General features: G+C 46.9%; 23 protein-coding genes. 11 read left to right on the top strand and 12 right to left on the bottom strand.

The annotated features are described in order from the left end of the window. The first annotated feature begins 568 nt into the window (after nt 1-568). The 3 genes from fadI to OH458_RS05540 all read left to right on the top strand — a co-directional run bounded on the left by fadI (nt 569) and on the right by OH458_RS05540 (nt 4,645). Nucleotides 569-1,876 (top strand): acetyl-CoA C-acyltransferase FadI, encoded by a 1,308-nt coding sequence (gene fadI / locus OH458_RS05530; protein WP_269977548.1) that lies wholly within the window; start codon nt 569-571, stop codon nt 1,874-1,876. Continuing rightward, on the top strand, nt 1,876-3,999 hold the full coding sequence (fadJ, locus tag OH458_RS05535; protein WP_269977549.1) for a fatty acid oxidation complex subunit alpha FadJ: 2,124 nt from the start codon (nt 1,876-1,878) through the stop codon (nt 3,997-3,999). The genes fadI and fadJ overlap by 1 nt, the downstream gene beginning before the upstream one ends. A 97-nt stretch (nt 4,000-4,096) precedes the next feature. After that, nucleotides 4,097-4,645 carry an NAD(P)H nitroreductase gene (locus OH458_RS05540; protein WP_269977550.1) on the top strand — a complete coding sequence of 183 codons (549 nt, stop codon included), beginning with the start codon at nt 4,097-4,099 and terminating at the stop codon, nt 4,643-4,645. 41 nt (nt 4,646-4,686) lie between these two features. Here the strand turns inward: OH458_RS05540 and OH458_RS05545 are convergent, their stop codons facing one another. Next, nucleotides 4,687-5,562, bottom strand: coding sequence for a LysR family transcriptional regulator (locus tag OH458_RS05545; RefSeq protein WP_038139001.1), 876 nt, complete (start codon nt 5,560-5,562; stop codon nt 4,687-4,689). 250 nt (nt 5,563-5,812) lie between these two features. Between OH458_RS05545 and OH458_RS05550 the strand changes: the two genes are divergently transcribed. The 6 genes from OH458_RS05550 to recR all read left to right on the top strand — a co-directional run bounded on the left by OH458_RS05550 (nt 5,813) and on the right by recR (nt 11,524). Further along, entirely contained in the window at nt 5,813-6,913 is a 1,101-nt protein-coding gene (locus OH458_RS05550) for a response regulator (protein WP_269977551.1), read from the top strand. Nucleotides 6,914-7,254: 341 nt separating this feature from the next. Further along, nucleotides 7,255-7,620, top strand: a complete 366-nt coding sequence (locus OH458_RS05555; protein WP_269977837.1) for a YbaN family protein — start codon at nt 7,255-7,257, stop codon at nt 7,618-7,620. A 170-nt stretch (nt 7,621-7,790) separates the two neighbouring features. Beyond that, nucleotides 7,791-8,336 carry an adenine phosphoribosyltransferase gene (apt, locus tag OH458_RS05560; protein ID WP_005471880.1) on the top strand — a complete coding sequence of 182 codons (546 nt, stop codon included), beginning with the start codon at nt 7,791-7,793 and terminating at the stop codon, nt 8,334-8,336. A 28-nt stretch (nt 8,337-8,364) separates the two neighbouring features. Continuing rightward, nucleotides 8,365-10,503 carry a DNA polymerase III subunit gamma/tau gene (gene dnaX, locus OH458_RS05565; RefSeq protein ID WP_269977552.1) on the top strand — a complete coding sequence of 713 codons (2,139 nt, stop codon included), beginning with the start codon at nt 8,365-8,367 and terminating at the stop codon, nt 10,501-10,503. A 72-nt stretch (nt 10,504-10,575) separates the two neighbouring features. Then, the gene (locus OH458_RS05570) at nt 10,576-10,905 is read left to right on the top strand and encodes a YbaB/EbfC family nucleoid-associated protein (RefSeq protein WP_004413339.1); all 330 of its coding nucleotides are present in this window, start codon (nt 10,576-10,578) and stop codon (nt 10,903-10,905) included. Between the two features lie 16 nt (nt 10,906-10,921). Continuing rightward, on the top strand, nt 10,922-11,524 hold the full coding sequence (recR, locus tag OH458_RS05575) for a recombination mediator RecR (protein ID WP_005471790.1): 603 nt from the start codon (nt 10,922-10,924) through the stop codon (nt 11,522-11,524). 57 nt (nt 11,525-11,581) lie between these two features. Here recR and OH458_RS05580 read toward each other — a convergent pair whose 3' ends face one another. The 5 genes from OH458_RS05580 to OH458_RS05600 all read right to left on the bottom strand — a co-directional run bounded on the left by OH458_RS05580 (nt 11,582) and on the right by OH458_RS05600 (nt 16,460). After that, a complete protein-coding gene (locus OH458_RS05580) occupies nt 11,582-12,625 on the bottom strand; it encodes a PKD domain-containing protein (RefSeq protein WP_269977553.1) in 1,044 nt (347 codons plus the stop codon). A 15-nt stretch (nt 12,626-12,640) separates the two neighbouring features. Then, entirely contained in the window at nt 12,641-13,642 is a 1,002-nt protein-coding gene (locus tag OH458_RS05585) for a DUF2860 family protein (RefSeq protein WP_269977554.1), read from the bottom strand. 116 nt (nt 13,643-13,758) lie between these two features. Beyond that, nucleotides 13,759-15,357: an ATP-binding protein gene (locus tag OH458_RS05590; RefSeq protein ID WP_269977555.1), complete on the bottom strand. Its 1,599-nt coding sequence runs from the start codon at nt 15,355-15,357 to the stop codon at nt 13,759-13,761. 1 nt (nt 15,358) lies between these two features. Then, nucleotides 15,359-16,066 carry a winged helix-turn-helix domain-containing protein gene (locus OH458_RS05595; RefSeq protein ID WP_269977556.1) on the bottom strand — a complete coding sequence of 236 codons (708 nt, stop codon included), beginning with the start codon at nt 16,064-16,066 and terminating at the stop codon, nt 15,359-15,361. Between the two features lie 145 nt (nt 16,067-16,211). Next, the gene (locus OH458_RS05600; RefSeq protein WP_072016683.1) at nt 16,212-16,460 is read right to left on the bottom strand and encodes a YkgJ family cysteine cluster protein; all 249 of its coding nucleotides are present in this window, start codon (nt 16,458-16,460) and stop codon (nt 16,212-16,214) included. A gap of 134 nt (nt 16,461-16,594) precedes the next feature. Here OH458_RS05600 and OH458_RS05605 point away from each other — a divergent pair, with 134 nt between their 5' ends. Then, nucleotides 16,595-17,032 (top strand): YcgN family cysteine cluster protein, encoded by a 438-nt coding sequence (locus tag OH458_RS05605; protein WP_038138978.1) that lies wholly within the window; start codon nt 16,595-16,597, stop codon nt 17,030-17,032. A gap of 139 nt (nt 17,033-17,171) precedes the next feature. After that, nucleotides 17,172-18,845 carry a mechanosensitive ion channel domain-containing protein gene (locus tag OH458_RS05610; protein ID WP_269977557.1) on the top strand — a complete coding sequence of 558 codons (1,674 nt, stop codon included), beginning with the start codon at nt 17,172-17,174 and terminating at the stop codon, nt 18,843-18,845. 31 nt (nt 18,846-18,876) lie between these two features. Here OH458_RS05610 and OH458_RS05615 read toward each other — a convergent pair whose 3' ends face one another. The 6 genes from OH458_RS05615 to OH458_RS05640 form a co-directional block, all read right to left on the bottom strand. Beyond that, the gene (locus OH458_RS05615) at nt 18,877-19,164 is read right to left on the bottom strand and encodes a putative quinol monooxygenase (protein WP_269977558.1); all 288 of its coding nucleotides are present in this window, start codon (nt 19,162-19,164) and stop codon (nt 18,877-18,879) included. An 11-nt stretch (nt 19,165-19,175) separates the two neighbouring features. Continuing rightward, a complete protein-coding gene (locus tag OH458_RS05620) occupies nt 19,176-19,571 on the bottom strand; it encodes a VOC family protein (RefSeq protein ID WP_038212887.1) in 396 nt (131 codons plus the stop codon). Between the two features lie 81 nt (nt 19,572-19,652). Then, nucleotides 19,653-19,958 (bottom strand): ribbon-helix-helix domain-containing protein, encoded by a 306-nt coding sequence (locus OH458_RS05625; protein WP_005471854.1) that lies wholly within the window; start codon nt 19,956-19,958, stop codon nt 19,653-19,655. Between the two features lie 123 nt (nt 19,959-20,081). Beyond that, nucleotides 20,082-21,659 carry an alkaline phosphatase gene (locus tag OH458_RS05630; RefSeq protein ID WP_269977559.1) on the bottom strand — a complete coding sequence of 526 codons (1,578 nt, stop codon included), beginning with the start codon at nt 21,657-21,659 and terminating at the stop codon, nt 20,082-20,084. Between the two features lie 166 nt (nt 21,660-21,825). Beyond that, complete coding sequence (locus tag OH458_RS05635) at nt 21,826-23,715, bottom strand: BCCT family transporter (protein ID WP_039626200.1); 1,890 nt, start codon at nt 23,713-23,715, stop codon at nt 21,826-21,828. 114 nt (nt 23,716-23,829) lie between these two features. Beyond that, nucleotides 23,830-24,183, bottom strand: a complete 354-nt coding sequence (locus tag OH458_RS05640; protein WP_269977560.1) for a hypothetical protein — start codon at nt 24,181-24,183, stop codon at nt 23,830-23,832. Nucleotides 24,184-24,356: the final 173 nt, after the last annotated feature.

A 24,356-nucleotide genomic window follows, 5' to 3' on the forward strand; every position in this document is an offset into this window, starting at 1 on the left:
GTTCAACCTGTCCCGTTGGAATCAAAAGCCAGCAAGCGATGGGTTACTGCTTCTATTTTATACAATGTGCGCCTTCTAGGAGCGCCTTCAACAATTTCGTTGCAACATAAATGCTATTGAGCTTTAGAAACTCACCTAAAATTGATCTATTTCAAAATCTACCGTCTCACAGCGGTTATAGTAACACCTGTCATCTAGTCAGTGTTTCACTGACATGTTGAGCAAGATGACACTTCCTTTTGAAGGCTGACTTTACTTTCTCCTAATCAGGAAACTGATTATTTCAATTGGCGTAAGTTAATTGCTTTATACATTCCGACCACACAGTTTTGTGTGGTTTTTTTTTGCCTCTAGATTCGCCAAAGATCTATTGATGTGGTCTTTGATTCAAAAGTCTAACAACATCTTGATAATATTTATATAAATAGCCGTTATTGTTTTCTCTTTTCGCAAAGTCTATGCGACCACTTTTCTATTCTAAATCACGTTTATTCAAACGATTGTTTGATTGCGTTAACAATCTCGTTACAATGACGTGGTCAGACCTCTTAATATCCAAGGAGAAACAATGGGCAAGCAGGAAGTGAAAACCCGCTCTGGTGAGCGCGTTGCAATTGTCGCTGGTTTGCGTACCCCTTTTGCGCGTCAAAGCACTGAGTTCAGCAAAGTGCCAGCTGTTGACCTAGGCAAAATGGTAGTAAGCGAAATGATGGCACGTACAGAGATCGACCCAAAATTGATCGATCAAGTTGTGTTTGGTCAAGTGGTTCAAATGCCTGAAGCACCGAATATCGCACGTGAAATTGTGCTCGGGACGGGTATGGACATTAATACTGATGCCTACAGCGTAACGCGAGCATGTGCAACGAGCTTTCAGTCTGCGGTCAATGTTGCGGAAAGCATCATGTCTGGGACTATTGATGTCGGTATTGCTGGCGGGGCAGATTCTTCCTCGGTATTGCCTATTGGCGTCTCCAAAAAGTTGGCTGCGAACCTATTAGCACTGAGCAAAACCAAAACAGTTGGCCAAAAACTCAAGATTCTAAAAAGCCTATCCCTGAAAGACTTAATGCCCGTTCCACCGGCGGTGGCTGAATACTCAACAGGCTTATCGATGGGCCAGACCGCAGAGCAAATGGCCAAATCACACGGCATTTCTCGTCAAGAGCAAGATGCTTTAGCGCACCGTTCTCACACGTTAGCGGCTCAGGCTTGGCAAGAAGGCAAGATTGAAGGCGAGGTGATGACCGCGTTCCCAGAGCCGTATAAGAAGTGGATCTCGCAAGACAACAATATTCGTTATGACTCGACGCTAGAAGGGTATGCGAAGTTGCGTCCGGCTTTTGATAGACAGTACGGCAGTGTGACCGCAGCAAACAGTACACCGCTGACTGATGGTGCAGCAGCAATCATGCTGATGCGTGAAGGGAAAGCAAAAGAGCTCGGCCTAGACATTATGGGCTATATCCGTTCTTACGCATTTTCTGCGATTGGTGTTGAAACGGATATGCTGATGGGGCCGTCATTCGCAACGCCTATGGCGCTAGAACGAGCGGGTATTGAGCTTTCTGATCTTACTTTAATTGACATGCATGAAGCCTTCGCTGCTCAAGCGCTTTCAAACGTGAAAATGTTTGCTAGCGATGCATTTGCACAACAACACCTTGGCCGCTCTAAAGCGATTGGTGAAATCGACATGGACAAGTTTAACGTCCTTGGCGGTTCTATCGCCTATGGCCACCCCTTCGCAGCAACGGGTGCACGAATGATTACCCAAACATTACGAGAGCTAAAACGCCGAGGTGGCGGTTTGGCGCTGAACACAGCGTGTGCGGCAGGTGGTCTTGGTGCAGCTATGATTTTGGAGGTTGAGTAATGAGCGAGCAGAAAGCATTTAAGCTAAACATTGACGAAAATGACTTCGCTTGGTTGGCGATAGACGTCCCAGGCGAGAAGATGAATACGCTTCAAGCGGCTTTTGCTGAAGAAATGGAAGACGTGTTTGCTCAACTTGATGAGAAAAAATCGTCCATTAAAGGATTGATCGTACACTCATTGAAGCCAGACAACTTTGTCGCTGGCGCTGATGTTCGAATGTTAGATGCATGTTCAACGGCAGCAGAAGCACAGGCATTGGCTGAGAAAGGCCAGCAAATGTTCCAACATCTTTCGGATTTGCCTTATCCCGTTGTTGCCGCGATCCACGGACCTTGTTTGGGTGGCGGTTTGGAGCTGGCACTAGCGTGTGATTACCGAGTATGTACTGACTCTGATAAAACTCGCCTAGGGCTGCCAGAAGTGCAGCTTGGATTACTGCCCGGTTCAGGTGGCACGCAACGTCTGCCTCGTTTGATTGGTTTACTGCCGTCGCTAGATTTGATTTTAACTGGTAAGCAGCTTCGTGCAAAAAAAGCGAAAAAGCTGGGTGTCGTAGATGCTGTAGTGCCTGAGACCATCTTGCTCGATGTCGCGAAAAGCTTTGTTGAAAAGAACGCGCGCAAAAGCAAAGGCAAGCGTAAAGTCTCGACCAAAGAGAAACTTATTTCAAACACAGGCCTTGGACGTAAGGTGATCTTTGAGCAAGCGGCAAAGAAAACATTCGAGAAAACTCGCGGAAACTACCCAGCCGCAGACGCCATCTTAGAAGTAATTCGCTACGGTTTAGAGAAAGGCTTCGAGCAGGGCCAGAAGAAAGAAGCCGAGCGTTTTGCTGAGCTTGTGATGACCTCTGAATCTAAGGCGCTACGTTCAATCTTTTTTGCAACAACAGAGATGAAAAAAGAGAACGGCAGTGACGCAGAGCCGTTACCTGTCAAGCGTGCGGCTGTTTTAGGCGGTGGTTTGATGGGCGCGGGGATTAGCCATGTCAGCGTGGCTAAAGCGAAAGTGCCGGTTCGCATCAAAGATGTCTCAGAAGATGGGGTATTGAATGCGTTGAAGTACAACTACAAGTTGTTCGAAACTCAGCGCAAGCGCCGTATTATCTCGAAAGCTCAATTGCAATCGAAGATGTTACAGCTTTCTGGCGGGACAGATTTCACCAGCTTCAACCATACCGACATTGTGATCGAAGCAGTGTTCGAAGATCTCGACCTAAAGCAGAAAATGGTCGCAGATATCGAAGAGAATGCCAAAGATAGCACCATTTTCGCAACAAATACGTCGTCACTCCCAATCGGACAGATTGCGGAAAAAGCGCAGCGACCTGAAAACGTTGTCGGTCTGCATTACTTCAGCCCAGTTGAAAAAATGCCACTAGTGGAAGTGATTCCGCACGAGGGAACTTCGGACGAGACGGTATCGACGGTCGTGGAATTTGCTCGCAAACAAGGCAAAACGCCAATTGTTGTCAAAGACTGCGCGGGTTTTTATGTCAACCGTATTCTTGCCCCTTACATGAACGAAGCGGCGCAAGTTCTAATGTCTGGTGAGCCGATTGGACACCTCGATAAAGCGCTGCTCAACTTCGGCTTCCCTGTCGGACCAATCACTTTGCTTGACGAAGTCGGCGTTGATATTGGCGCGAAGATTATGCCGATCTTGGTCAATGAGCTTGGCGAGCGATTTAAAGGACCAGACGTATTCGATACGCTTTTGAATGATGGTCGCAAAGGGCGCAAAAGCGGCAAAGGTTTTTACACCTACAAGGGCAAAAAGAAGGAAGTCGACAAATCTGTCTACAAACTGCTTGGACTGAGCCCTGAATCCAAGATGGCGCAAGAAGACATGGCGATGCGATGTGTGCTACCTATGCTCAATGAAGCCGTTCGCTGTTTGGATGAAGGCATTATTCGCAGCCCGCGTGACGGTGATATTGGTGCCATTTTTGGTATCGGATTCCCACCATTCTTGGGTGGCCCTTTCCGTTACATGGACCAAATCGGCGTGAAGAAACTGGTCGAGATCATGAATCAACACGCTGAGAAATACGGTGATCGATTTGCACCTTGCGATGGCCTACTGACGCGAGCAGGGCTAGATAAACCGTTCTACGAGTAATTTCATGTAACAGGCAAAGGCGAACCATAAGGTTCGCCTTTTTTCTATTTGAGAGTTATTATCAAGAAAAACAAGAAGTAAAGCTTAAGGATTTCAAATGGACGCTTTAGAACTATTGCTCAACCGTCGCTCAATTGCCAAATTGTCAGGGCCAGCTCCTGAGGGGAAAGCGCTAGAAAACATCATACGTGCCGGTTTGCGAGCACCTGATCACGCTGGCTTAACGCCGTGGAGATTTGTGATTTCACAAGGGTCTGGGCTAAACAAACTATCGGACATTCTGGTGAAAGCAGCGGTAGAAGATAAGAGTGACGACGCTGTCATTGAAAAGGTGAAAAACGCGCCGTTTCGAGCTCCGATGGTGATCACTGTGATCGCGAAAGTGACCGAACATGAAAAAGTGCCCGCCTTTGAGCAACATTTGTCTGCGGGTTGTGCCGTTCAAGCAATGCAAATGGCGGCTGTGGCGCAGGGTTTTCAGGCGTTTTGGCGCTCAGGGAAATGGATGTTCCATTCAGCCGTGCACAAGGCATTTGGTTTAGAGGGAGAGGATGAAATCGTCGGCTTCCTTTACCTAGGTACTCCAGGGTGTACGCCAATGAAGGTGCCAGAGCGCGACCTGAGTAAATTCGTAGAGTATTTGTAATCAAATCAAAAAGAGCTTGGTTATACCAAGCTCTTTTTTTGTCAGTGGATGTTGTAGGCGATAACAAAATCGATGAACAGGCGCACTTTTTCCGGCAGGTGATCTTTATGGTTGTAAAGCATATAGATATCGCGAGGGTTTGCGCTCCAGTCTTCGAGAACTCGTACCAAACTACCGTCGTCGATGAACTCTTTTAGCATCACATCAGGCATCAAGGTGATACCTAAGCCGTCACTACAAGCGCTACGAACTACATTAAGTGCGTTAGCTTGAAAGCGACCTTTGTCATTGTTAACCACTGTTTCACCATTTTGGTTAGACAGTTGCCACTTTAACAGTGGGGCGCCTTTTAACAGGCTGTGATTGTGCAACTCTTCTGCGTGTTTTGGTGCAGGGTTCGTTTTTAAATATTCTGGACTCGCGACCAAAATATCTTCCACCGAGTTAATTTTTCGAGCGATCAAGCTGGAATCTCGTTGAGGGCCGACTCGGAAGATTACGTCCCACTCCGTTGGATCAAGTTGTTCTGAATGGTTACTTGTTGTCAGCTCCAGATTGATATCTGGGTATTGTTTCATGAAGTCGTTAAACATTGGCATCATCATACGCTTGGTTAAGTTTGATGGCGCCGTTATACGAATCTTACCTGCAGCACCGCGACATTCATCAGAGATCTCTTCTGCGGTGAGCGTCAATCGGTCTAGCAGCGGTGAACATTCGCTGTAAAAGCGCTCTCCCGCCTCTGTCAGGGAAAGTTTACGCGCGTGCCTATTCAGTAGACGCAGGTTTAGAGAATCCTCCAAAGCCTGTATGCGTCGAGTAATCGTTGCAACAGGGATCATAGTTTTTCGGGAAGTCGCAGTGTAGCTTCCATTTTCGACCACAAGCCTGAACAAGTTGAGATCATCTAATTTCATTTTAGTAGACACATTTTTTTACGAATTTGGTTAATTTATATCTATATCAAATGTCAAAGGTTGAGACATATCAACATCTTTATCGATATTTGATATTCCATACATATAGTATGCAACCCAGAGCAAAAGTGGAAGATTTGTATAAACAGCCGTTCGTGACTACTTTTAAAGGGCGTTTGAAACAAAGGTCACTAGACCGAATAACAATAATAAACACGTTGTACTTTATAGTTGTGTGAGGCAAAGGTTTATGTATAAAACAGTTGAAGTTGCACCGAGCGATACTCCCAATATTGCCCCTGGTGAAAAACTTGTCATGTTGGTTGACGATGATCCTATCTTCCGTCGCATCACCTCGGGCTTCTTGCTATCTCAAGGATACAAAGTCGTCGAGGCTGAGAACGGGTTAGACGGTTTAAGGAAGCTTAAGAGCGCAGAGCCAGACATCATCATGTGCGATCTCGCCATGCCAGTACTCGATGGCATCGAGTTTGTAGAAGAGGTGAGCTTGGAGTATCCATCGCTGCCTTTGATTGTGGTGTCTGCGACAGACGATATGGCCGATGTTGCAAAAGCGCTTCGTTACGGAATAAAGGATTTCTTGCCCAAGCCGATTGGCAATTACGAGCATTTGATGTGCGCGATTGAGAATACCTTAGACGACTCGGATAATCATTTAAGTGACCAACGTGATTTTGCAAGTCAATGGTTCCGTGTTGATAGTGGGGATGTGCCCGAAGAGCAAGAGCTCCATTGGCATCTTGAGTTCTTGCAGGAAAATCGCAGTGCCGCCAAAGATTTGCTTCACGCCCTGCTTCCTGATCGGGATACCTCGCAAGGGGACTGGAAGTGCAGTTACCGCATTCTGCAGTCTACCGAAGTGATGCCTATTGTGTTTGATTACGCTTGGCTAATGAACGGGCAGTTTGCGTTTTATATCGTTGACTCAGCAAGTGAAGGGGAGCACGGTGCTGCAACCACACTATTGGTTCGTGCCTTGTTCCATGACTATTTACGCAACCTCAAGTGTTTCAACGCCGATGTAAAAGACATCGCCTATTTGCTGGAGAAGGGGATCAAATGCTCACAATGCTCTACGCCAGTTAAAGCCTTGTTTGGCGTTGCAGACCTCTCTGAAGGGACGCTATCCATTTTACCCGCCGGCCTTGATTGCCAGTGGTCAAATGGTTATATCTCTCAACATATTCAGCCCGGGGTTACGCTTGGCGATAACTGCGTGAAGAACTTTATCACCGACGAGTTGCCGATTCAGTCTGCTTGTCAGATTGCCCTTAGTTGCTTGGGATCGAGTAGCTTTACCTTAGACATCTACCGTGGTGGCAGTGCTTAAGCGCTGCTCGCCTCAGTCATAAAATCTTAATAACCCTTTTTTTACTCGGTGTTTCCAGAACACAGAATAGGGTATAGTCCGCCGAAACAAAAAAAGCCCATAGTGTTAACCCTTATTTCACTTGGTCTTAAATAAATCGTCACCTACATCAGAGAAGTAATCCATGGCAGACAAAGATTTTAAAGAACCTTATAATATCTTTTACTTTTTAGGTTTTATTGCAGTCCTACTTATCCCTACACTTCCAGCTACTTTGACTTGGATTCGTGTACTTAACGGATACGCGGGCTTCTAAATTTTTCTAGGGGCATGCCATCAGTATTCGCAGACTTAGCTTAAATATTGTTGGTATCCTGAGTTTGTGCCTGGGCATTCTGGGCATATTCCTACCTTTGTTACCGACCACACCCTTCATTTTACTTTCTAGCGCGTGCTTTATGCGCAGCAGTCCTCGATTTCATCGATGGCTGCACCAACACAAAACCTTTGGACCAATATTAGACAATTGGCACAACCACAAGGCGGTTACCACTAAGGTGAAAACCCGAGGTGCCGTTTACATTTTGCTGAGCTTCAGTTTCTCAATATGGTTTGTTCCCCATTTCTGGCTAAAAATTATGCTAGTGTTCATGCTGGTGGCACTTCTGGTTTGGTTTATTCGGTTGCCTGTGATTGAGCGCCTTGCTGACGAGCAAGAAAATCACTAAGATTGCAAGGAAGCGTGCCCACCTTCGAGTGGGCGTTTGTTTTTTAGGCACAAACCTTTTAGTCAGCATGTTGAATAGATTCAGCAATGCATTGTGCAGAGAACCCACGCTATTGCTTGAAAATACTAATTATATAAACCTACAAGCCTAGCCAATCTAAGTAATGAATTATGACAACTGAAACACTCCAACTGATCAAATCTAGTATTAAAAGCATTCAAGACTATCCGAAACCAGGCATTCTATTTCGCGATGTCACTAGCTTGATGGAAGATCCAGCGGCGTACCGCGCAACCATCAAACTTCTGGTGGAAAAATACCAATCGATGGGATTCACTAAAGTTGTGGGCACCGAAGCACGAGGCTTCTTATTTGGCGCGCCTTTAGCACTAGAGCTTGGTGTTGGTTTCGTTCCTGTTCGCAAGCCTGGCAAATTGCCACGTGAAACTGTCGCTCAATCTTATGAACTTGAGTACGGTACTGACACACTAGAAATTCACACAGACGCGATCAAAGAAGGCGACAAAGTCCTTGTGGTTGATGACCTACTGGCAACGGGCGGCACAATCGAAGCGACGACTAAATTGATTCGTCAGCTTGGTGGTGTGGTAGAGCATGCGGCGTTTGTAATCAATCTTCCTGAAATTGGCGGAGACAAGCGTCTTGAGGGCCTAGGTCTTAATGTTTACAGCATCTGTGAATTTGAAGGTCACTAATCGGGTAAGTTATTAATAGGTTTAATTCATGAGTTATCTTGCCTTAGCGCGAAAATGGCGTCCGACAAAATTTACGGAAGTTGTCGGTCAAAGCCATGTCTTAACAGCACTCGAAAATGCGTTAGCCCAGAATCGACTGCATCACGCGTATCTATTTAGTGGTACGCGAGGGGTCGGCAAGACGACAATCGGTCGTTTGTTTGCCAAAGGGTTAAACTGTGAAACAGGCATTACCTCGACGCCATGTGGTCAATGTGCCACTTGTAAAGAAATCGATGAAGGTCGCTTTGTTGATTTGCTAGAGATTGATGCTGCGTCGCGCACAAAGGTCGAAGATACTCGTGAATTGCTGGACAACGTTCAGTACAAACCGGCTCGCGGTCGATTCAAAGTTTATCTCATCGATGAAGTTCATATGCTCTCGCGCCATAGTTTCAATGCGTTATTAAAAACGCTTGAAGAGCCACCAGAGTATGTGAAGTTTTTGCTGGCGACCACGGATCCTCAAAAACTACCAGTGACAATATTGTCTCGCTGTTTACAGTTCCATCTGAAGCCAATCAGTGTGGATACTATACATGAGCAGCTAGACCACATTTTAGCTAAAGAGCAAGTGACCAGTGAGGCTCGTGCTCTTGGTATGATCGCACACGCTGCGGATGGCAGTATGCGCGATGCACTCAGTTTGACAGATCAAGCTATCGCACTTGGCAATGGTACTGTGTTAACTGATAGCGTTGCCCACATGTTGGGAACGCTAGATACGGATCAGGCACTGCATTTACTTGAAGCCATCAGTTCCAAACAGCCACAACAAGCAATGGAGATGGTTACCCAGCTCGCACAAAACGGGGTAGAGTGGGATGGGTTGCTGCAACAGCTTGCGACCCAACTGCATCGTATGGCGATGTTCCAAGCGTTGCCTTCAACGCTAGACAAAGCGCAGCCTGACGCTGAAAAAATAGAGCTACTTAGCCGAGCGCTCTCTCCGCAAGATGTGCAGTTGTACTACCAAATTGCGTTGAAAGGTCGTCAAGATCTGCCGTTAGCACCGTCGGAGCGAATTGGCTTAGAGATGGTTGTTCTGCGCATGATGGCATTTAGACCCGCCCCTCAGCCACAGGCGAACGCAATTTCAACCGCACCTGAGGTCAGCCCTGCGCCAGTTGCTAGTGCGCCGCAGGCAACGTCGCAACCTCAACCTGCTCCGGCTCCCCAAAGCGCGATGACTGAGCAAAGCCCTTCAGCGCCAATTCCGCACACTCAACCGTCGGCACCAGATCAAGGTTATGACGCTCCGCCTCCGAGCTACATGAATGAGCCTGTGCAATACGATGCGCCGCCAATGTATGATGATGCTCCAATGCAAGGGCATGTTCCTTCTCAAAGCGCGCCTCAACAGCGCCCACCTGCACAGTCAGAGCAGCCGCCTACGAGCAGAGGAACATCACCGATAAGCGGATTGCGCCATCAACTGCGATCTCAGCGTAAAGGTTTAACACCAAATCCTGACGCATCAGGAAACGCGCCAAAAAAGGCTAGAGCGACATCTGCTAAACCAGATTCTGTGCTCGACCGTGTTGCTCAAAAGCACGGTGGAGCATCGCAGGTGTCGCCTTTGTCAAACCCACAATCGACTGCAACACCTGTAGAAGAGAATGAGCCTTATCGCTGGAAGCCAACTCTGCCGCAAAAAGAGCCGCAGAAAACTGAGCTTACACCGACACAGTTAAAGAAAGCCCTAGAGCATGAAAAAACACCAGAAATGATACAGAAGCTGGTGGTTGAGAGCTTAGAGCAAAGTGACTGGGCGTCATTGATAAGTAAGTTAGAGACCGCCAAGCTGACCGAGCAGCTCGCGCTGAACTCGCATTTTGAGCGCAGTGGTTCTTCTATTTCATTGACGCTACGACCAGAACAGGCGCACCTGAACACCGACCGCGCACAGAGTGAACTGCTTCAGGCGCTCAATAGCGTATTGGGTGAAGAGTGCCACCTGAGCGTGGAAGTGGGCGATAAGGGGGAAACCCCGCTAGAATTAAGAGATAAACTTTATCAGGGCAAACTGCAGCAAGCATTCACCAGCCTAGAAAATGATGAACATGTTCGCTTTATCGAGCGACGTTTCGCGGCTGAACTTGATAAAGAGAGTGTACGACCAATTTAATTATCGGGGTTGAAAGCGATTGACTTCAACCCCATCTATAACGAAACAAGCTAACTAACCAGAGAGATAAACATGTTTGGTAAAGGCGGTATGGGCAATCTAATGAAGCAAGCCCAGCAAATGCAAGATCGCATGCAAAAGCTTCAAGAAGAAATCGCAAATATGGAAGTGACCGGTGAGTCTGGTGCTGGCCTTGTGAAAGTAACGATTACTGGTAGTCACAGTGTACGTCGTGTTGAAATCGATGAAAGCTTGATGGAAGACGACAAAGAGATGCTTGAAGATCTTATCGCTGCTGCATTTAACGATGCTGCTCGCCGCGTTGAAGAAACTCAAAAAGAGAAAATGGCTGGCGTAACTGGCGGTATGCAATTACCACCAGGTATGAAAATGCCGTTCTAATCGACAAGGTTAGTTAATGCGTACCAGTCATATGCTGGAACAATTGATGGAGGCCTTACGTTGTCTACCTGGGGTTGGCCCCAAGTCGGCGCAGCGTATGGCCTTTCATTTGTTACAGCGAGATAGAAAAGGTGGCTTGCAACTGGCGGATGCCCTAAGCCAGTCAATGACCGAAATTGGCCACTGTAGCGAATGTCGTACTTTCACAGAAGAGGAAGTGTGTCATATCTGTACCAACCCGAAGCGGCAAGAAAATGGCCAGCTTTGTGTGGTTGAAAGCCCTGCTGATATTGCAGCAGTGGAAGCAACGGGGCAGTATTCTGGACGTTACTTTGTCTTGATGGGGCACTTGTCTCCGTTAGATGGTATCGGACCGAGCGATATTGGTCTTGATGTGTTGGACTATCGTTTACGTCGTGGTGATATTAGCGAAGTGATTTTGGCGACAAATCCCACCGTTGAAGGCGAAGCAACAGCACACTACATTGCTGAGCTATGTAAAGAAAGCCAAGTATCGGCAAGCCGCATTGCTCACGGGGTTCCTGTCGGTGGCGAACTCGAATTGGTAGACGGTACAACGTTATCCCACTCGTTGTTAGGTCGACAAAAGTTAAGTTGAAAAAGCGATGCCAAGAGCATCGCTTTTGTATTGTGAGCCACTTTTACGTCTATAGGCTTAGTGTCTAAAGCGCTCTATTTCTTGAGTCACTGTGGGGCTTATCACAAGACGGCTTTCACCATTTTGGCTTGCAAGTAAAAATCGACTCAAAACGCTATCGCGACTGGTATCTGAAGCGAAGAGGCGTTTACCTTCAAGCCGTTTGTTGGCATTGACCGTGACGCAAGAGTTAGATTTCTCTCCATCCAGTAAGCACACATCCATCGTTTGTTGAGCGAATCTCTCCATCAAGGTCCATCGGATCTGTTCGGTAAGCGGCGAACTGCTTATCACGTTAATGTGAACCTCATGGCTATCGGTTAACGCTGCCCATAGTGAGTCTATCGCCTTACGCAGTTCGGTCGGTGTAACTTGATTGGGCTCGGATAGGGTGACAGCCGCGATACCATTTTTGCTCGACCAGTCAACGGCAAACGTCGGTTGATCATCTCGCACTGGTTGCTCTCGTTGATTATGCTCGCTTGCCATTTCACGTTTTAGGGTATCGATGAGTTGTTGCCACTCTAATTCATTGGCGACGTCTGCCGCTTTTACCCAGTAGGCTTGGTAGATTCGGTGCCACTGCTGCTCGACGTCATACTGATCGGCAAAACGATGGAACACTGAATCCCACATCAACTGGTAGTCATCAAGGTAAGTTGATGTCGATCGAGCGTTGACCAACACTTGCTGCTCTCTAAGAATGATTTTGACCCTATCAGTATTGGTTCTTCCGATACTGTCTTTTGCATACAGTTCAAACTCGTAAGTGCCTGCAATGGTTGGATTGATCAGTGTTGCGGTTAAGCTGTCACCGTTCAAAATAGCAAGTTGCTGAGGACCTGAAATCTGGCTCCATCGCGTCGTTTTAATCTTGTAGAGGTGTTTGGGGTAAGTTTTGGCTGAGCCTCTTAAGGTGACACTTGCCTGCGGAAGCGTGTGCAACTGATCCGAGCCTGCGTTCACAGTCGGTTTAGTGTATTTTTCAGTGTCGCTTGCATCATCGACACAGCCGAATGTGAACAGCACTAACGCAATACTCAGTACTTTCAAGTCGTTCATCGTGTTATTCCTTGGTTAAAAGTTGTAGCTAATGCCCGTTGAAAGAAAGGTATTTTCGCTATCGTAGAAGTTGATGTCGGAGTCCTGTTTTTGATAACCCGCCATCACATGCAACTGAGTACCTTGCCAGCCAAAGAGTTGCTGATAGCTATAAACAGAAAAGACGCCGACAGTGTTCTGATCTTGTTTTTGATTGAATACAGGGTTCTCTTTGTCAAAGGCGCTACTGCTATTTCGAATTGTGGTGGTAATACTATGTTGATGCAGATTTAAAATGACGGACAGTTGCGCGCTGAATTGTTCGAAGTCGTGCGCATCGCCCTTCGTATCTCTAACCGTGTAGTAAAGTGCAGGTGCCAGAATCACACTCGGATGAAGGGGGAAAGTTAATTCGGTCCCAAAGCGGTGATATTGGCTATCTCTAGCAAGTTGATCACGCTGCACGGGCGAGAGGCTGAGTGACAAACCAATATCATCTTGTTCTATGTCGCTGGTAGCGTACGCATATTTCACAGACACAGGGAAAGGAGCATTGAAGTCTAGTGAGAGGCGGCCACCCGATACGCGTTGGTCGGTCGTTTCTCTGTCTTGATTGGTTAGATATGGGTCCTCCCACACCTCATCCATTCCGGGTAAGTTGCCAAACAGAGCGCCAGTCGCCACAAGGTGTTTCGTGATTTTTTGGGAGACTCCTAGCTCGGCCTGAAACTGTGCTTGCGTGATTTGATCATCGCTATTTCCCAAGTAGATCAAAGTATTGCCAAAACTGTATTGCAAGCGACCAAGAATAAATGGCGCGGCTTGAGCGATGCGTTCACCTTCATCATCTAGGCTTGCAGTGCTGGCATTGTCATCGTGGGTGCTGGATTGCGACTGGTTTTGACTCCATCCTGCATTGATGCTGAGTGTACCGCTGAATCCGGGAGTAAATGCGTCGGTTTGTGCGAAACTACTCATGGGCAAGAGTGCGAGCAGCGTGCAGCATGACCAACGATATAGAGTGAAGCGAGAAATCATGTGACGTCCTTTTAATTAGCAATAAAGTAATGCGAATTAAAATTACCATTCACTCTGCTTATGGGTCGTTGGCGAATCGTGGACAGTTTGTGTCCATTTTGGTCACATTAAGATGATTAGGACGGTTGCATCGTAAAAGACTGAGGCCACTGAATGATAAATTTAGCGCCTCCGAGTGAAGAGTCGTCAACGAGTACTTGTCCACTGTGCCAATGGGCGATTTGTTTGACGATCGCTAAGCCTAATCCGTATCCTTTCCCACTGCTACGCTCTTGGTTTTCAAGTTGTGCAAAAGGCTCGAAAACGCGTTCTACATCCGTTTTCGCGATTCCAACCCCATCGTCTTCGACACAAATGACGTAGTGCTTGTGCTGGCACTGAAAACTGAGCGTGATGGTTGTGGCAGCGTAACGACTGGCATTACTCAGAAGATTTTTGACCGCCCGCATCAGTCCGTTTTGGTCAATGAATACCTGTCGTTGTTGCAGATCTTGCGACACCTCAAGGTTGATGATCAAGTTGGGATGCTCAAGGATGAAGTGCTCGACTTCTTGCTTTAGACAGTCGGCGAAATGGCAGTGAGAGAACTGGTTAATATCTGCGACTCGATTGTAGCGGGCCAACACCAAATTCTGATTGATGAGATGGTCGAGGTCTTCAATGCTCGAGTCGATGGTACGGCGATATTTTTCTCTTTGAGCTGCCGATGTTTGTTCGTCATCCAGCATTTCGAGGGCAAAGCGAAGCCGGTAGAGAGGCGTCCGTAAGTCGTGGGCGATGGCATTGGTCAGCTCTCTTTGGCCAGCGATTAAGTTCTCGATATTGTCTGCCATTTTGTTGAATGAAAGGCTAAGTTGGGATGCGACCGTCATTTTGCATGCTTTTGCTCGTCGTGACAGATGCCCACGCCCAAATTCATTGGCAGTAGCGACAAGCTGTTTTAAGTCGCGCCACAACGGGAAGATCCACAGTACCAGAGCAAGTGAGATCAATAAGAAAAACAGAACGCCAATGGCTGAGGTCAACTTCATCTGCGTTGTTTGCGATAGGTCGTCTTGTACATGAAGCCACAGCCCAGGCTCAATGGCGGCGAGTAACTCAACTTGTCCCATGTTGTTCACGTAGCTCACGGGGCCATTGATGGTTTGTTTAAGAGCAGACAGGGCGTCATCGGATAATTCAGACTGTGTTTTTAAGCGAATTGAGAAGGGAATCAACTGATTTTGCCTTGCCAGATCGGCATCCCATTCTTCCTTTGGGAGTGAACGAAGGTGCTCGGCGGCAAGAAATAACGTCCCTCTGGCTTGGTTAAGAACCGCAAGTTCTGTGGATTCATTAAGGGCAAAATAGATGACCTTATCACTTTCCCCGACACGTTGAATCAAAGCCATTGGATCGCCATACAGAAACGAGACATGCCCTTGCATGAGTGATTCGTGGAGCGATTGATCGAACGTGAAGTCAGAAAGAGATTCTAGCTTAAGCGGGTAGGCAAAATGGTTTGCATAGTGTTGAATCGTCTGGTGCCATTGATCTTGGGGTTGGTTAAGCAATTTTTCCGACAAAATGTCAAAGTTAACCGAATAGATTTGCTGGAAAAAGTTCTCAGAGAACGCTTCGTTGAGCCGCTGAATTGGGTTGATTTTCGTGGGAATGATGAGCAGGACAATCGGCACAAAAACCACTAGCCACAAAATAGAAAACGCTCGAATCATATCAAGTCCCTAGTGATGTCATGCAGAGTTGGTATCCAACGCCGCGGATTGTTTTTATCAATTCAGGTTGGTTTGGATCGTCATTGAGCGAACGCCGTAATCGAGAGATTCGTCTGTCAATCGAGCGATCTAAACCATCATACTCAAACCCTCTAATGTGCTGCGCAATGTCATCTCTTGAGACCACCTCACCAACATTCTTGGCTAATAAAAGCAGTAATTCGAATTCGGATGTCGTGAGTTTGATGGCTTGCTGATTGAGTTCGACGCTACGATGCCGCAAGTTGATCGCTAAATCACCAAAGCGAAGCTCGTGCTTGGAGGAGAGCGTCCGTTCTTGGCGACGCAGTAGCGCTCTTATTCGCGATAAGAGTAGCCTTGGTTTTACTTGTTTTACGATGTAATCGTCGGCACCCAACTCGAGCCCCATCACTTGATCAATATCGTCATCCAATGCGGTTTGCATCAATATCATTCCCGTGTATCCAGAACGAATCGCTCTGCATACATCCATGCCACTTTGTCCAGGTAACATAACATCAAGGATCACAAGATCGGGCTGTTGGCTAAGAATGGTATCCACGGCGCGAATGCCGTCACCGACGATGCTGACGCTGAATTCGTAGTTTTGTAAGAAGTCTTGAATCAACTCAGCGAGTTCATTGTCATCTTCAACTAGTATGATGTGAAAAGTAGGAGTGATGGTCATAGTTCCGCATCAGTGAATCTGTGATGTGGGAACTATAACCTGAATGAATGACCACCAGTGTGACCGATTGTGACGAAGAGAAAAACTTGTGATGAGTTTTATAAAATGAATGCAAAGGGCAGATGTAACTCGAGCGTGGTTGTTTTTAGGTCAGGCTCTCTAACTCTGCAATATTGTTCAGTGCTTGCTGATTGGTTTTTCCGCATACTACCGGACAAGGCTTAAACTCGTGGCAGACTTTGGGGCGTTCTGGTTTTCCAAACAATTTACACAGATTGTCGTCATTCAATTGGATACACCGAACCCCGGCAGGCTTGCCATTGGGCATTCCTGGGATAAAAGAAGAGATACTGGGCGCAATACAGCACGCGCCGCAACCTAAGCGACAATCCATCAAACTGACCTCGAAATTTGCAAGAGCGGGATAGTAGCAAAAAAGCCAAGTGTGATCAGCTCAAACTTTGCCCTTGAATTTTGGAAGTCTAAACGGTATAAATCGCACCCCTGTATGATAACGAAGTAACACCAATGAGCGCACCCTTTTGGCAAACAAAAAAACTAGAGCAGATGACCGAACAAGAGTGGGAGTCTCTTTGCGATGGTTGTGGTAAATGCTGCCTGCATAAGCTCATGGATGAAGATACCGACGAAATCTATTACACCAATGTTGCGTGCAGCTTGTTAAATAGTAAGACATGCTCGTGTAAAGATTATCCGAATCGTTTCAATTATGATGAAGAGTGTACCAAGCTGACTCAAGACGATATTGAAGACTTCACGTGGCTTCCTCACACCTGCGCGTATCGTTTGCTCGCCGAAGGGCAGAGCTTGCCAGAGTGGCATCCATTGATTACAGGCTCTAAATCGGCCATGCATGCGGCAGGGGAAAGTGTGCGCAACAAAGTGGTCTATGAGATAGAAGTGGTCAATTGGGAGGACCACATTCTAAATCATCCTAACCGTTAATCTCTTTGAAACAGCCGCATTATGCGGCTGTTTTTCTATTTGCTGTTCTTTAACGTTCAGCACGCATTTCTTTTTCTGTTTGTGGTGTACACTTACTGCTATCTACAAAAGAAACAAAGACTTATTGTTTGAGGTTGTCATGCGATTGCTTTCTCACCGTTGTTTAGGGTTACCAAAAGGTATTGTGTTTTTGCTACTGGCGGCCATGCTGAGTTTCTCGGCGTTTGCTGCGCAAGAAGTGACAGAGCCGGTTAAGTCTGAAGCTCAGTTGAAGATCGAAACCATCAACTCGGACTTAAAAGATCTCTCCGATGCGCTAATTAGTGCCAGTGGCGAAGAAAAAGACGCGTTGCAGCTTAAGCTTTTCCAGAAAAATGAGGATTTAAGAAGCGCTTTATCTGCGGCCATCAATCGAGACTCTATTCCGAAGAATGAGCTCGTTAGACAAGTTGAAATGCAGCAAAAGTATTCTCAAAATGCGTCAATTTTTCTGGAAGAGAAAATCAAAACGCTATCAGAAAAAATCAACACAGCAAAAGAAGAAGAACGGCTGGCGCTACTCAATGACTACCAAGAGTTGCAGCATTATCTCGATACCATTATTGAAGCCAACTGGCAGAATATTCAGTGGTTGAAGCAGTTGGGTGTGGACGAAACGCTCGCTGAGCAGACGTTTACTGAGTTAGTGAGTAAACGCTTACGCTTGATATCTGCCTCTGTCGAGTATTTCAATCAGCAGGTGAGTGTCGTTGGCAAGCAGTTAACGGTGAGCCCTGAATCTGAAAAGTCGTCGCTTCAATTGACTCAGTTGGTTATTAAGCAACGAATGAACATCGCGGTCGACAGCTTAAACTCGCTTATCTCGATCGCTGATCAGTTGAATATCGATACGTCTGAGTACAAGCGATTGATCTTTGATGTGACGGGCAGCATCACCCAGGATTTGCTCGACGGGCAAGTCTTGTTGTCGATTTTGTCCAATTGGTCGACCAATATTTGGGATTGGATTGCCAACAACGCGCCTCAGCACCTGTTCCAACTGTTTGTGTTTGCGCTACTGATTTTAGCGACCAGCATGGTGGCGAAGTTGACTCGCAAGGTCGTGAGTAAAACGGTGATATCGAAGAACTTAAAACTCTCTCAGTTGATGCAAGAGTTCTTTATTAACATGTCGGGTAACGTCGTGTGGGTGATTGGTATTTTGGTTTCGCTGTCACAAGTCGGCTTGAACCTTGCGCCAGTGTTAACCGGTTTTGGTATTGCTGGGGTCATTATCGGTTTTGCATTGCAAGATACGCTATCCAATTTTGCGGCGGGCATGATGCTGTTGATTTATCGCCCATTTGATGTTGGCGATTTCGTGTTTGCGGGTGGTGTGGATGGTAAGGTGAGCCATATGAGTTTGGTCAATACGACGATTAAAACGTTCGACAACCAAATCATCATCATTCCTAACAGCAAAATCTGGGGGGATGTGATTAAGAACGTGACCCATGAGCGAGTTCGTCGCGTCGATATGGTATTTGGGATCGGTTACAGTGATGACTTGCTCAAAGCAGAACAAGTATTGACTGATATCGTCACCTCGCACCCGTTGGTCCTACGTTCACCTGAGCCGAACATCAAAGTACACACCTTGAATACGTCATCCGTCGATTTTATTGTTCGCCCTTGGGTAAAAACGGACGATTACTGGGATGTCTATTGGGACGTCACTAAGGAAGTGAAACTGCGCTTTGACCAAGAAGGAATTTCTATTCCGTTCCCACAGCAAGATGTTCATTTGCATATGGTGAAAGAGCTAGAGGGATAAACAATAAGAGCGCCACTTAGGGCGCTCTTTGTTATTCGATTTCTTCAAAGAAAGTAATGACGGGTTCACCTTTCAAGATACCATCAAGCTGGCCGAGTAAGTTTTGCAAATAGGGTTGCTGGCTATGAAAGTCGAAAGCTTCTTGGTCGGCAAATTGTTCTTGAAAAACAAAACGGCCTGCTACGTTTGTATCTTTAAATAAACGGTAAGACACACAGCCTGGCTCATTGCGAGTGGGTTCAATTAACGCTGTTAATAGCGCTTGTAAATCTTGCTCGGCGCCATCTTTGGCATCAAAAGTCGCGGTTAAATGGATCATAGTCATATTCTTTAAAGATAACGCCCTTGGCGCTGCAAAAACTCGATTTTGTATCCGTCTGGGTCGGTGATGAAAAAGAAGGTCGCAAGGTGAGTGCCATTGTGATCGAGTGCTTTGACATCCGATGCGTCAATTCCCAGAGCTTTAATGCGTTTGTGTGCTTGCTCAATGTCTTCGACACTTACCGCCAAATGCCCATATCCAGTGCCATGACTGTATGGTTCTTCTTGGCCGTGGTTGTGCGTCAGCTCTAGCTCGAACCCGGTTTCCGCATTTGCCAAGTAGGTTAAGCTAAAGCCATCAAACATAAACTGGTCTTTGATTTCAAGCTCTAAGGCTTGGCGATAAAAAACGATTGAGCGGGCAAGGTCGCTAACCCTGACCATGGAGTGAATGAGTTTTGTCATAACTGCCTCTTACTTCTGATTTGGGTAGGATACGGGCAGCGAAAACAGATTAGGTAGTACTAGAGTACGACACGGCGATTTTTACGCGAACTCATGCAGTTGCTGTTTTACCTCTTCCATTACATTGTTTGGTTGGCGCAGGTAAATGAGGCACGCGCAGCGAAGTAGCGAAGTGAAGTTGCTAATCTCACCGTTGTGCTGCAAGGCTTCGTTGTGAATAGAGCTAATAAAGCGAGGGAGTGACATCTCTTGCTTTGCAGCGATCTCTTCGAGGATTTGCCAAAAGCTGGCCTCAAGTTTAATGCTGGTGGCGTGGCCATCAATGCGAATAGAGCGAGCGACCGTTTGGTAGTTTTCTTGAGGTTGTTGGGAGAATATTTCACACATGTTCGAAGACCTTAGTTATTGCTGGGTCTATTCTTATCTCTCACTCGCTGAGAGTCAATCACTGCGCCGTAAACAAAAAACGCCCCGAAGGGCGTGACTTAGTGCAAGTTGATAGTACTCGGGTTACTTAACCTGTTGTTTAATGTATTCACCGAGTTCTGAGTGGTGCATGATTTTGGATACAGGTAGGATCTTTTCAGCGGGTCCCCATGCAAACACGTTTACTGGCGTGTGAGTATGTGTCCCTGTTCCCCAGACGATGTTTTGCCCAGTAGCTTGCTCTCTAGCTAACAGGTTGCCACGGTCGTTGTATGGGAAGAAGGCGTCAAAGTCGTTGATCGCAGGGACGTTCTCTTCAGCCAAGTATTTGTGTTGCGCAAGACGATAAGGGTTTGGCTTGCTCGCCAGTACGTTTTCCGCTTGTTCTGCAGTAATTGGGAACGCGCTGTTTTGGTTCACAATCTCAGCCAGCTTCTGTGGAGTTTGCTGTGATTTTTCCAACTTTTGGAATTGACTGATCATGCCGTAGTAGCTTTGTTTTTGGTTGTACAATCCATCTAGGATATCAAATGAGCCAAAGTTGAAGTTCGGTGCGTAGTCTCGCTTAGCAAAGGCTTCTCCAGAACGCTTTTGAGGCTTCGGCAAGTTTTGAGACGAGTAACTGAAACCAAACGATCCGGTTTCATGATCTGCAGTGACAATCACGATGGTATCGTCACGATCTTTGGCCCACTGGTATACCGATTCAACCGCTTCATCAAACTTGATCATTTCATGCAGCATGGTGCCTGCGTCATTGCTATGACCTGCCCAATCTATTTGACCGCCTTCTACCATTAAGAAAAAGCCCTCTTTGTCTTTCGATAGAACATCGATCGCTTTCTCGGTCATCTCTTTTAGGCTTGGCTGAGTGCGTTTTGCATCCGCTTTTTTGTTGCTGTATGCGATACCGTCATCCATTCCTGAGTAGGAGAACAAGCCTAGCAATTTGTCACCGTTCGCATCATTGAGCATTGAGCGGTTGAAAGCCAGCTGATATCCGTCTTGCTGAGCTTCGGTAAGCAGGTTGCGTTCATCTTTACGTTTTGATTTGAGGTAAACGTCACCTTGCGTCAGGGTTTGAAGCGCTTTGTATGTTTCCCCTTTGTCATTGGTTGATTTCGGGATCCAATGGCGTAAGCCGCCAGACAGCATGACATCCACACCTGTCGCCAGCATATCTGACGCAATGTCGTTTTCCAGTGAGCGGTGAGGCTGATGCGCTGCAAAAGCGGCTGGTGTGGCGTGGGTTAAACGAGTATCCGAAACCAGGCCGGTCGCTTTACCTGCTTTTTTCGCTTTTTCCAAAACGGTTTCAATGTGGTTGCCCTGAGAGTCAACGCCAATCACTTCCGAGGCGGTGTATTGACCCGTTGCAAGCATGGTGGCTGAACAGGCCGAGTCAACGACAATCGCGTCTTCAGGGTGGGTGAGGGATGAACCAATCACACCCTCTTGAGCCAGTTTGTACAGCGCGGTTTTGTTACCGTTATAGATGGAGTTCGGCGCTTGATTGGCATAGGTCTCAAGCAGGCCAACTTGCTGGGGGCCCATTCCATCACCAATCATCAAAATCACGTTTTTGATTTCCGCTGAAAGTGCGTTGAACGAGAGCGTAGACGTTGCCACTGCGGCAATAACAGGTTTGATTAAGTGCTTCATTGAATTGTCCTTATTTGATAAGCGAGCTGATTAAAGCACTGGTTTGTGTCAACTGTGTTTCGTATTTATGTCATAAATATAAAACTGAGTATTTATTCGATTTTGATTGAAAAGAATGAAAAAAGCCTACGTTCAGTAGGCTTGAGTTAGGGAAGGTTAAAGAAAATTAGTTAGCGGCGTTGAGAACCACTTGATTGAACTCGCTTCGTGCGGTTTGCGCTTGTTCTGATGCTGCTTCTTTGGCATCTTGCGCTTTTGCTACGGCATCAAGCGCAGACTGAAGTTCGTCTTGCAGCTCTTGCGGCAAATGATGATCTGAAAATGCCTCTTCACCATCATGTTCAAGAGCAAATGCACGGATGCGCTTTTTCACTTTCATCACGTTTGCCAGCGCTTGACGTTCTTGTTCAGCCGCTTCTTGGGCTGCGTCACGGCTTCGCTCAAAACGTGCCAGTGCCATGCCTTCCAAAGACCAAGGGTCCATTTCAGGCAGCTCTTCGATATTGATGGTCGGTTCAACGTAATCCTCTTGATGGCGCAAGTCCAACGAGGTGGCACGAACGGCTGAAATCATCAACATAACCGAGATGCCAAGCAGTGGTAGACCACCAACAATGGCGGCGGTTTGCAGCGTGCTTAACCCACCTAGGAACATTAAAACCGTCGGCAAGAACGAAAGAGCAAACGCCCAGAACATACGGTTCCAACGCATCGGCTCTTCGGTAACGTTGTTTTGTACAACAGACGCCAAAATGTAAGAGATGGAGTCGAATGTGGTGGCAGTGAAAATGACGCAGAGCAGGGTGAACACCGCAATCACCAAGGTGCCCATTGGTAGTGCATCCAGCATCGAGAAAATGGCTTTGGTTGCTCCCTGTGTATTGAGGATGCTAACCACATCGAGTTGTCCTGATAGTTGAAGTGACAAACCGTAGTTGCCAAGCACCATGAAGAACAAAAAACAGCCCAATGAGCCAAAGAAGATTGAGCCCGACACCATCTGTTTGATTGTGCGGCCTCGTGAAATGCGAGCGACAAACAGGCCCATGCTCGGAGCAAAGACTAGCCACCATGCCCAGTAGAATATCGTCCAATCCTGAGGGAAATGTGTGTCATCAAAACTGCCATATCCCCCGAAAGGCTCTGCCCAAGTTGCCATGACAAAAAAGTTCGACAACATGCGGCCAATCGAGTCTAGACCGGTTTCCAGCATGAAAATGGTAGGACCAACGGCTAGGACAAAGGCGAGTAGGCCCATTGCTCCCCAAAAGTTGATGTTGCTGAGGATTTTGATGCCTTTTTCCATCCCCGCATACGATGAGTAAGCGAAGATTGCCGTACAAACCAGCAGAATAGCAATTTGGCTAAGTGTGCTTTGCTCTATCCCGAACAAGAAATAGAGTCCTTCACCAATGAGCGGGGCAGCCAAGCCAAGCGTGGTAGCAGCGCCGCCAAGAAGACCAAAAATAAACAGAACATCCACCACTTTGCCAGCGGTGCCTTGGGTGCGCTCTTCGCCAATCACAGGCATGAGTGCGCTAGACACTTTGAGTACCGGCTGTTTTCGGACATAGAAGAAGTAAGCAATTGGCAGGGCAGGGATGAGGTAAATAGACCAAGCGATTGGCCCCCAGTGGAAGATACCGTATGTCGCGGCCCAACGAACCGCCTCTTCGCTGCCAGGCTCTAGTTGAAACGGTGGGTTTTGGTAGTAATAGGCCCACTCGATACAGCCCCAGTAGAGGATACTTGCGCCGATACCGCCACAAAACAGCATGGCTGCCCAAGAAGAGGTCGCGAACTCGGGCTTTTCATCAGGATCGCCAAGTTTGATTTGGCCCATGTCGCTAAATACGACATAAATCATGAAGAAGAAGGCAGTAATACCAAGTGCAAGGTACAAGAAACCGAGTTTGTCGGTCATGAAGGTTTTGGCGACAGCTATCCAGTCAGCCCCTTGCTGCGGGAACAAAATGAGAGGGAATACAACGGCAAGCAGAAGGCCTATCGCGCCAAAAAAGGTGGGCTTATCTATAAGCGAAAATGCGTTTTTCACGATCTTTTTCCATAAACAAAAAACTGGTTGATTATGGAATGCGGCATGGCCCCTCAACAAACGCAATCGTTTGTCGATAAGAGCAATAATTCTAATCGGTTACAGTATACAGGGTTACAAAACAGCGAGTAGAATTCCGCCTACGGTTGCCGCAGCGGAAAGGAATTGCCCTGCTGTATATGAACTATCGTCTTCCTCTTTTATTTTATCGGGGTGATCCATCCCGAGCGCGCCGTGTGCAAAAGACTCGACTTTATCGCCAACTGTCTTGTCGCTTTTGTCTACGTTAGACTCTTTGTCTATTTCCTGTAGAGCCGCCAAGAGCGCTTTGCCTTCTTCTGACAGGGTAACTTTGTTTTGCTCGACTTTCAGTGGTGTCGTAGGTTGGGCGTTATCCATCGGACGTGTCTGAGGCTTAATCTGCTGGGTAGTCGCTAGCTTTGCTGGCTCCATTCCTACTGGCGTCATAGTGAACTCCTTATACTGTCCTCAGCCAATGTATCGGCCGTCATGTGAAAAACTTGTGCAAAATATGCGTAATTTGTATGAGATTTACACAAGCATAAAGTGTGCCCGTTTGGTGGAAGGTGAAGACAGGTAGGAGTATTGGCGGGCTACACGGTGAAATAGCCCGCCGTAAG

Source organism: Vibrio sp. MarTm2, from assembly GCF_027587055.1.
GTDB lineage: Bacteria > Pseudomonadota > Gammaproteobacteria > Enterobacterales > Vibrionaceae > Vibrio > Vibrio sinaloensis_D.

What these genes read in the sequence shown, in the direction of transcription:
- OH458_RS05580 (WP_269977553.1), bottom strand. Translation starts at nt 12,625, where the DNA reads ATGAACGACTTGAAAGTACTGAGTATTGCGTTAGTGCTGTTCACATTC.
- apt (WP_005471880.1), top strand. Translation starts at nt 7,791, where the DNA reads ATGACAACTGAAACACTCCAACTGATCAAATCTAGTATTAAAAGCATT.
- recR (WP_005471790.1), top strand. Translation starts at nt 10,922, where the DNA reads ATGCGTACCAGTCATATGCTGGAACAATTGATGGAGGCCTTACGTTGT.
- OH458_RS05620 (WP_038212887.1), bottom strand. Translation starts at nt 19,571, where the DNA reads ATGACAAAACTCATTCACTCCATGGTCAGGGTTAGCGACCTTGCCCGC.
- OH458_RS05545 (WP_038139001.1), bottom strand. Translation starts at nt 5,562, where the DNA reads ATGAAATTAGATGATCTCAACTTGTTCAGGCTTGTGGTCGAAAATGGA.
- OH458_RS05630 (WP_269977559.1), bottom strand. Translation starts at nt 21,659, where the DNA reads ATGAAGCACTTAATCAAACCTGTTATTGCCGCAGTGGCAACGTCTACG.
- OH458_RS05605 (WP_038138978.1), top strand. Translation starts at nt 16,595, where the DNA reads ATGAGCGCACCCTTTTGGCAAACAAAAAAACTAGAGCAGATGACCGAA.
- OH458_RS05540 (WP_269977550.1), top strand. Translation starts at nt 4,097, where the DNA reads ATGGACGCTTTAGAACTATTGCTCAACCGTCGCTCAATTGCCAAATTG.
- dnaX (WP_269977552.1), top strand. Translation starts at nt 8,365, where the DNA reads ATGAGTTATCTTGCCTTAGCGCGAAAATGGCGTCCGACAAAATTTACG.
- OH458_RS05625 (WP_005471854.1), bottom strand. Translation starts at nt 19,958, where the DNA reads ATGTGTGAAATATTCTCCCAACAACCTCAAGAAAACTACCAAACGGTC.
- OH458_RS05640 (WP_269977560.1), bottom strand. Translation starts at nt 24,183, where the DNA reads ATGACGCCAGTAGGAATGGAGCCAGCAAAGCTAGCGACTACCCAGCAG.
- fadJ (WP_269977549.1), top strand. Translation starts at nt 1,876, where the DNA reads ATGAGCGAGCAGAAAGCATTTAAGCTAAACATTGACGAAAATGACTTC.
- OH458_RS05550 (WP_269977551.1), top strand. Translation starts at nt 5,813, where the DNA reads ATGTATAAAACAGTTGAAGTTGCACCGAGCGATACTCCCAATATTGCC.
- OH458_RS05600 (WP_072016683.1), bottom strand. Translation starts at nt 16,460, where the DNA reads ATGGATTGTCGCTTAGGTTGCGGCGCGTGCTGTATTGCGCCCAGTATC.
- OH458_RS05570 (WP_004413339.1), top strand. Translation starts at nt 10,576, where the DNA reads ATGTTTGGTAAAGGCGGTATGGGCAATCTAATGAAGCAAGCCCAGCAA.
- OH458_RS05595 (WP_269977556.1), bottom strand. Translation starts at nt 16,066, where the DNA reads ATGACCATCACTCCTACTTTTCACATCATACTAGTTGAAGATGACAAT.
- OH458_RS05615 (WP_269977558.1), bottom strand. Translation starts at nt 19,164, where the DNA reads ATGATCCATTTAACCGCGACTTTTGATGCCAAAGATGGCGCCGAGCAA.
- fadI (WP_269977548.1), top strand. Translation starts at nt 569, where the DNA reads ATGGGCAAGCAGGAAGTGAAAACCCGCTCTGGTGAGCGCGTTGCAATT.
- OH458_RS05590 (WP_269977555.1), bottom strand. Translation starts at nt 15,357, where the DNA reads ATGATTCGAGCGTTTTCTATTTTGTGGCTAGTGGTTTTTGTGCCGATT.
- OH458_RS05585 (WP_269977554.1), bottom strand. Translation starts at nt 13,642, where the DNA reads ATGATTTCTCGCTTCACTCTATATCGTTGGTCATGCTGCACGCTGCTC.
- OH458_RS05610 (WP_269977557.1), top strand. Translation starts at nt 17,172, where the DNA reads ATGCGATTGCTTTCTCACCGTTGTTTAGGGTTACCAAAAGGTATTGTG.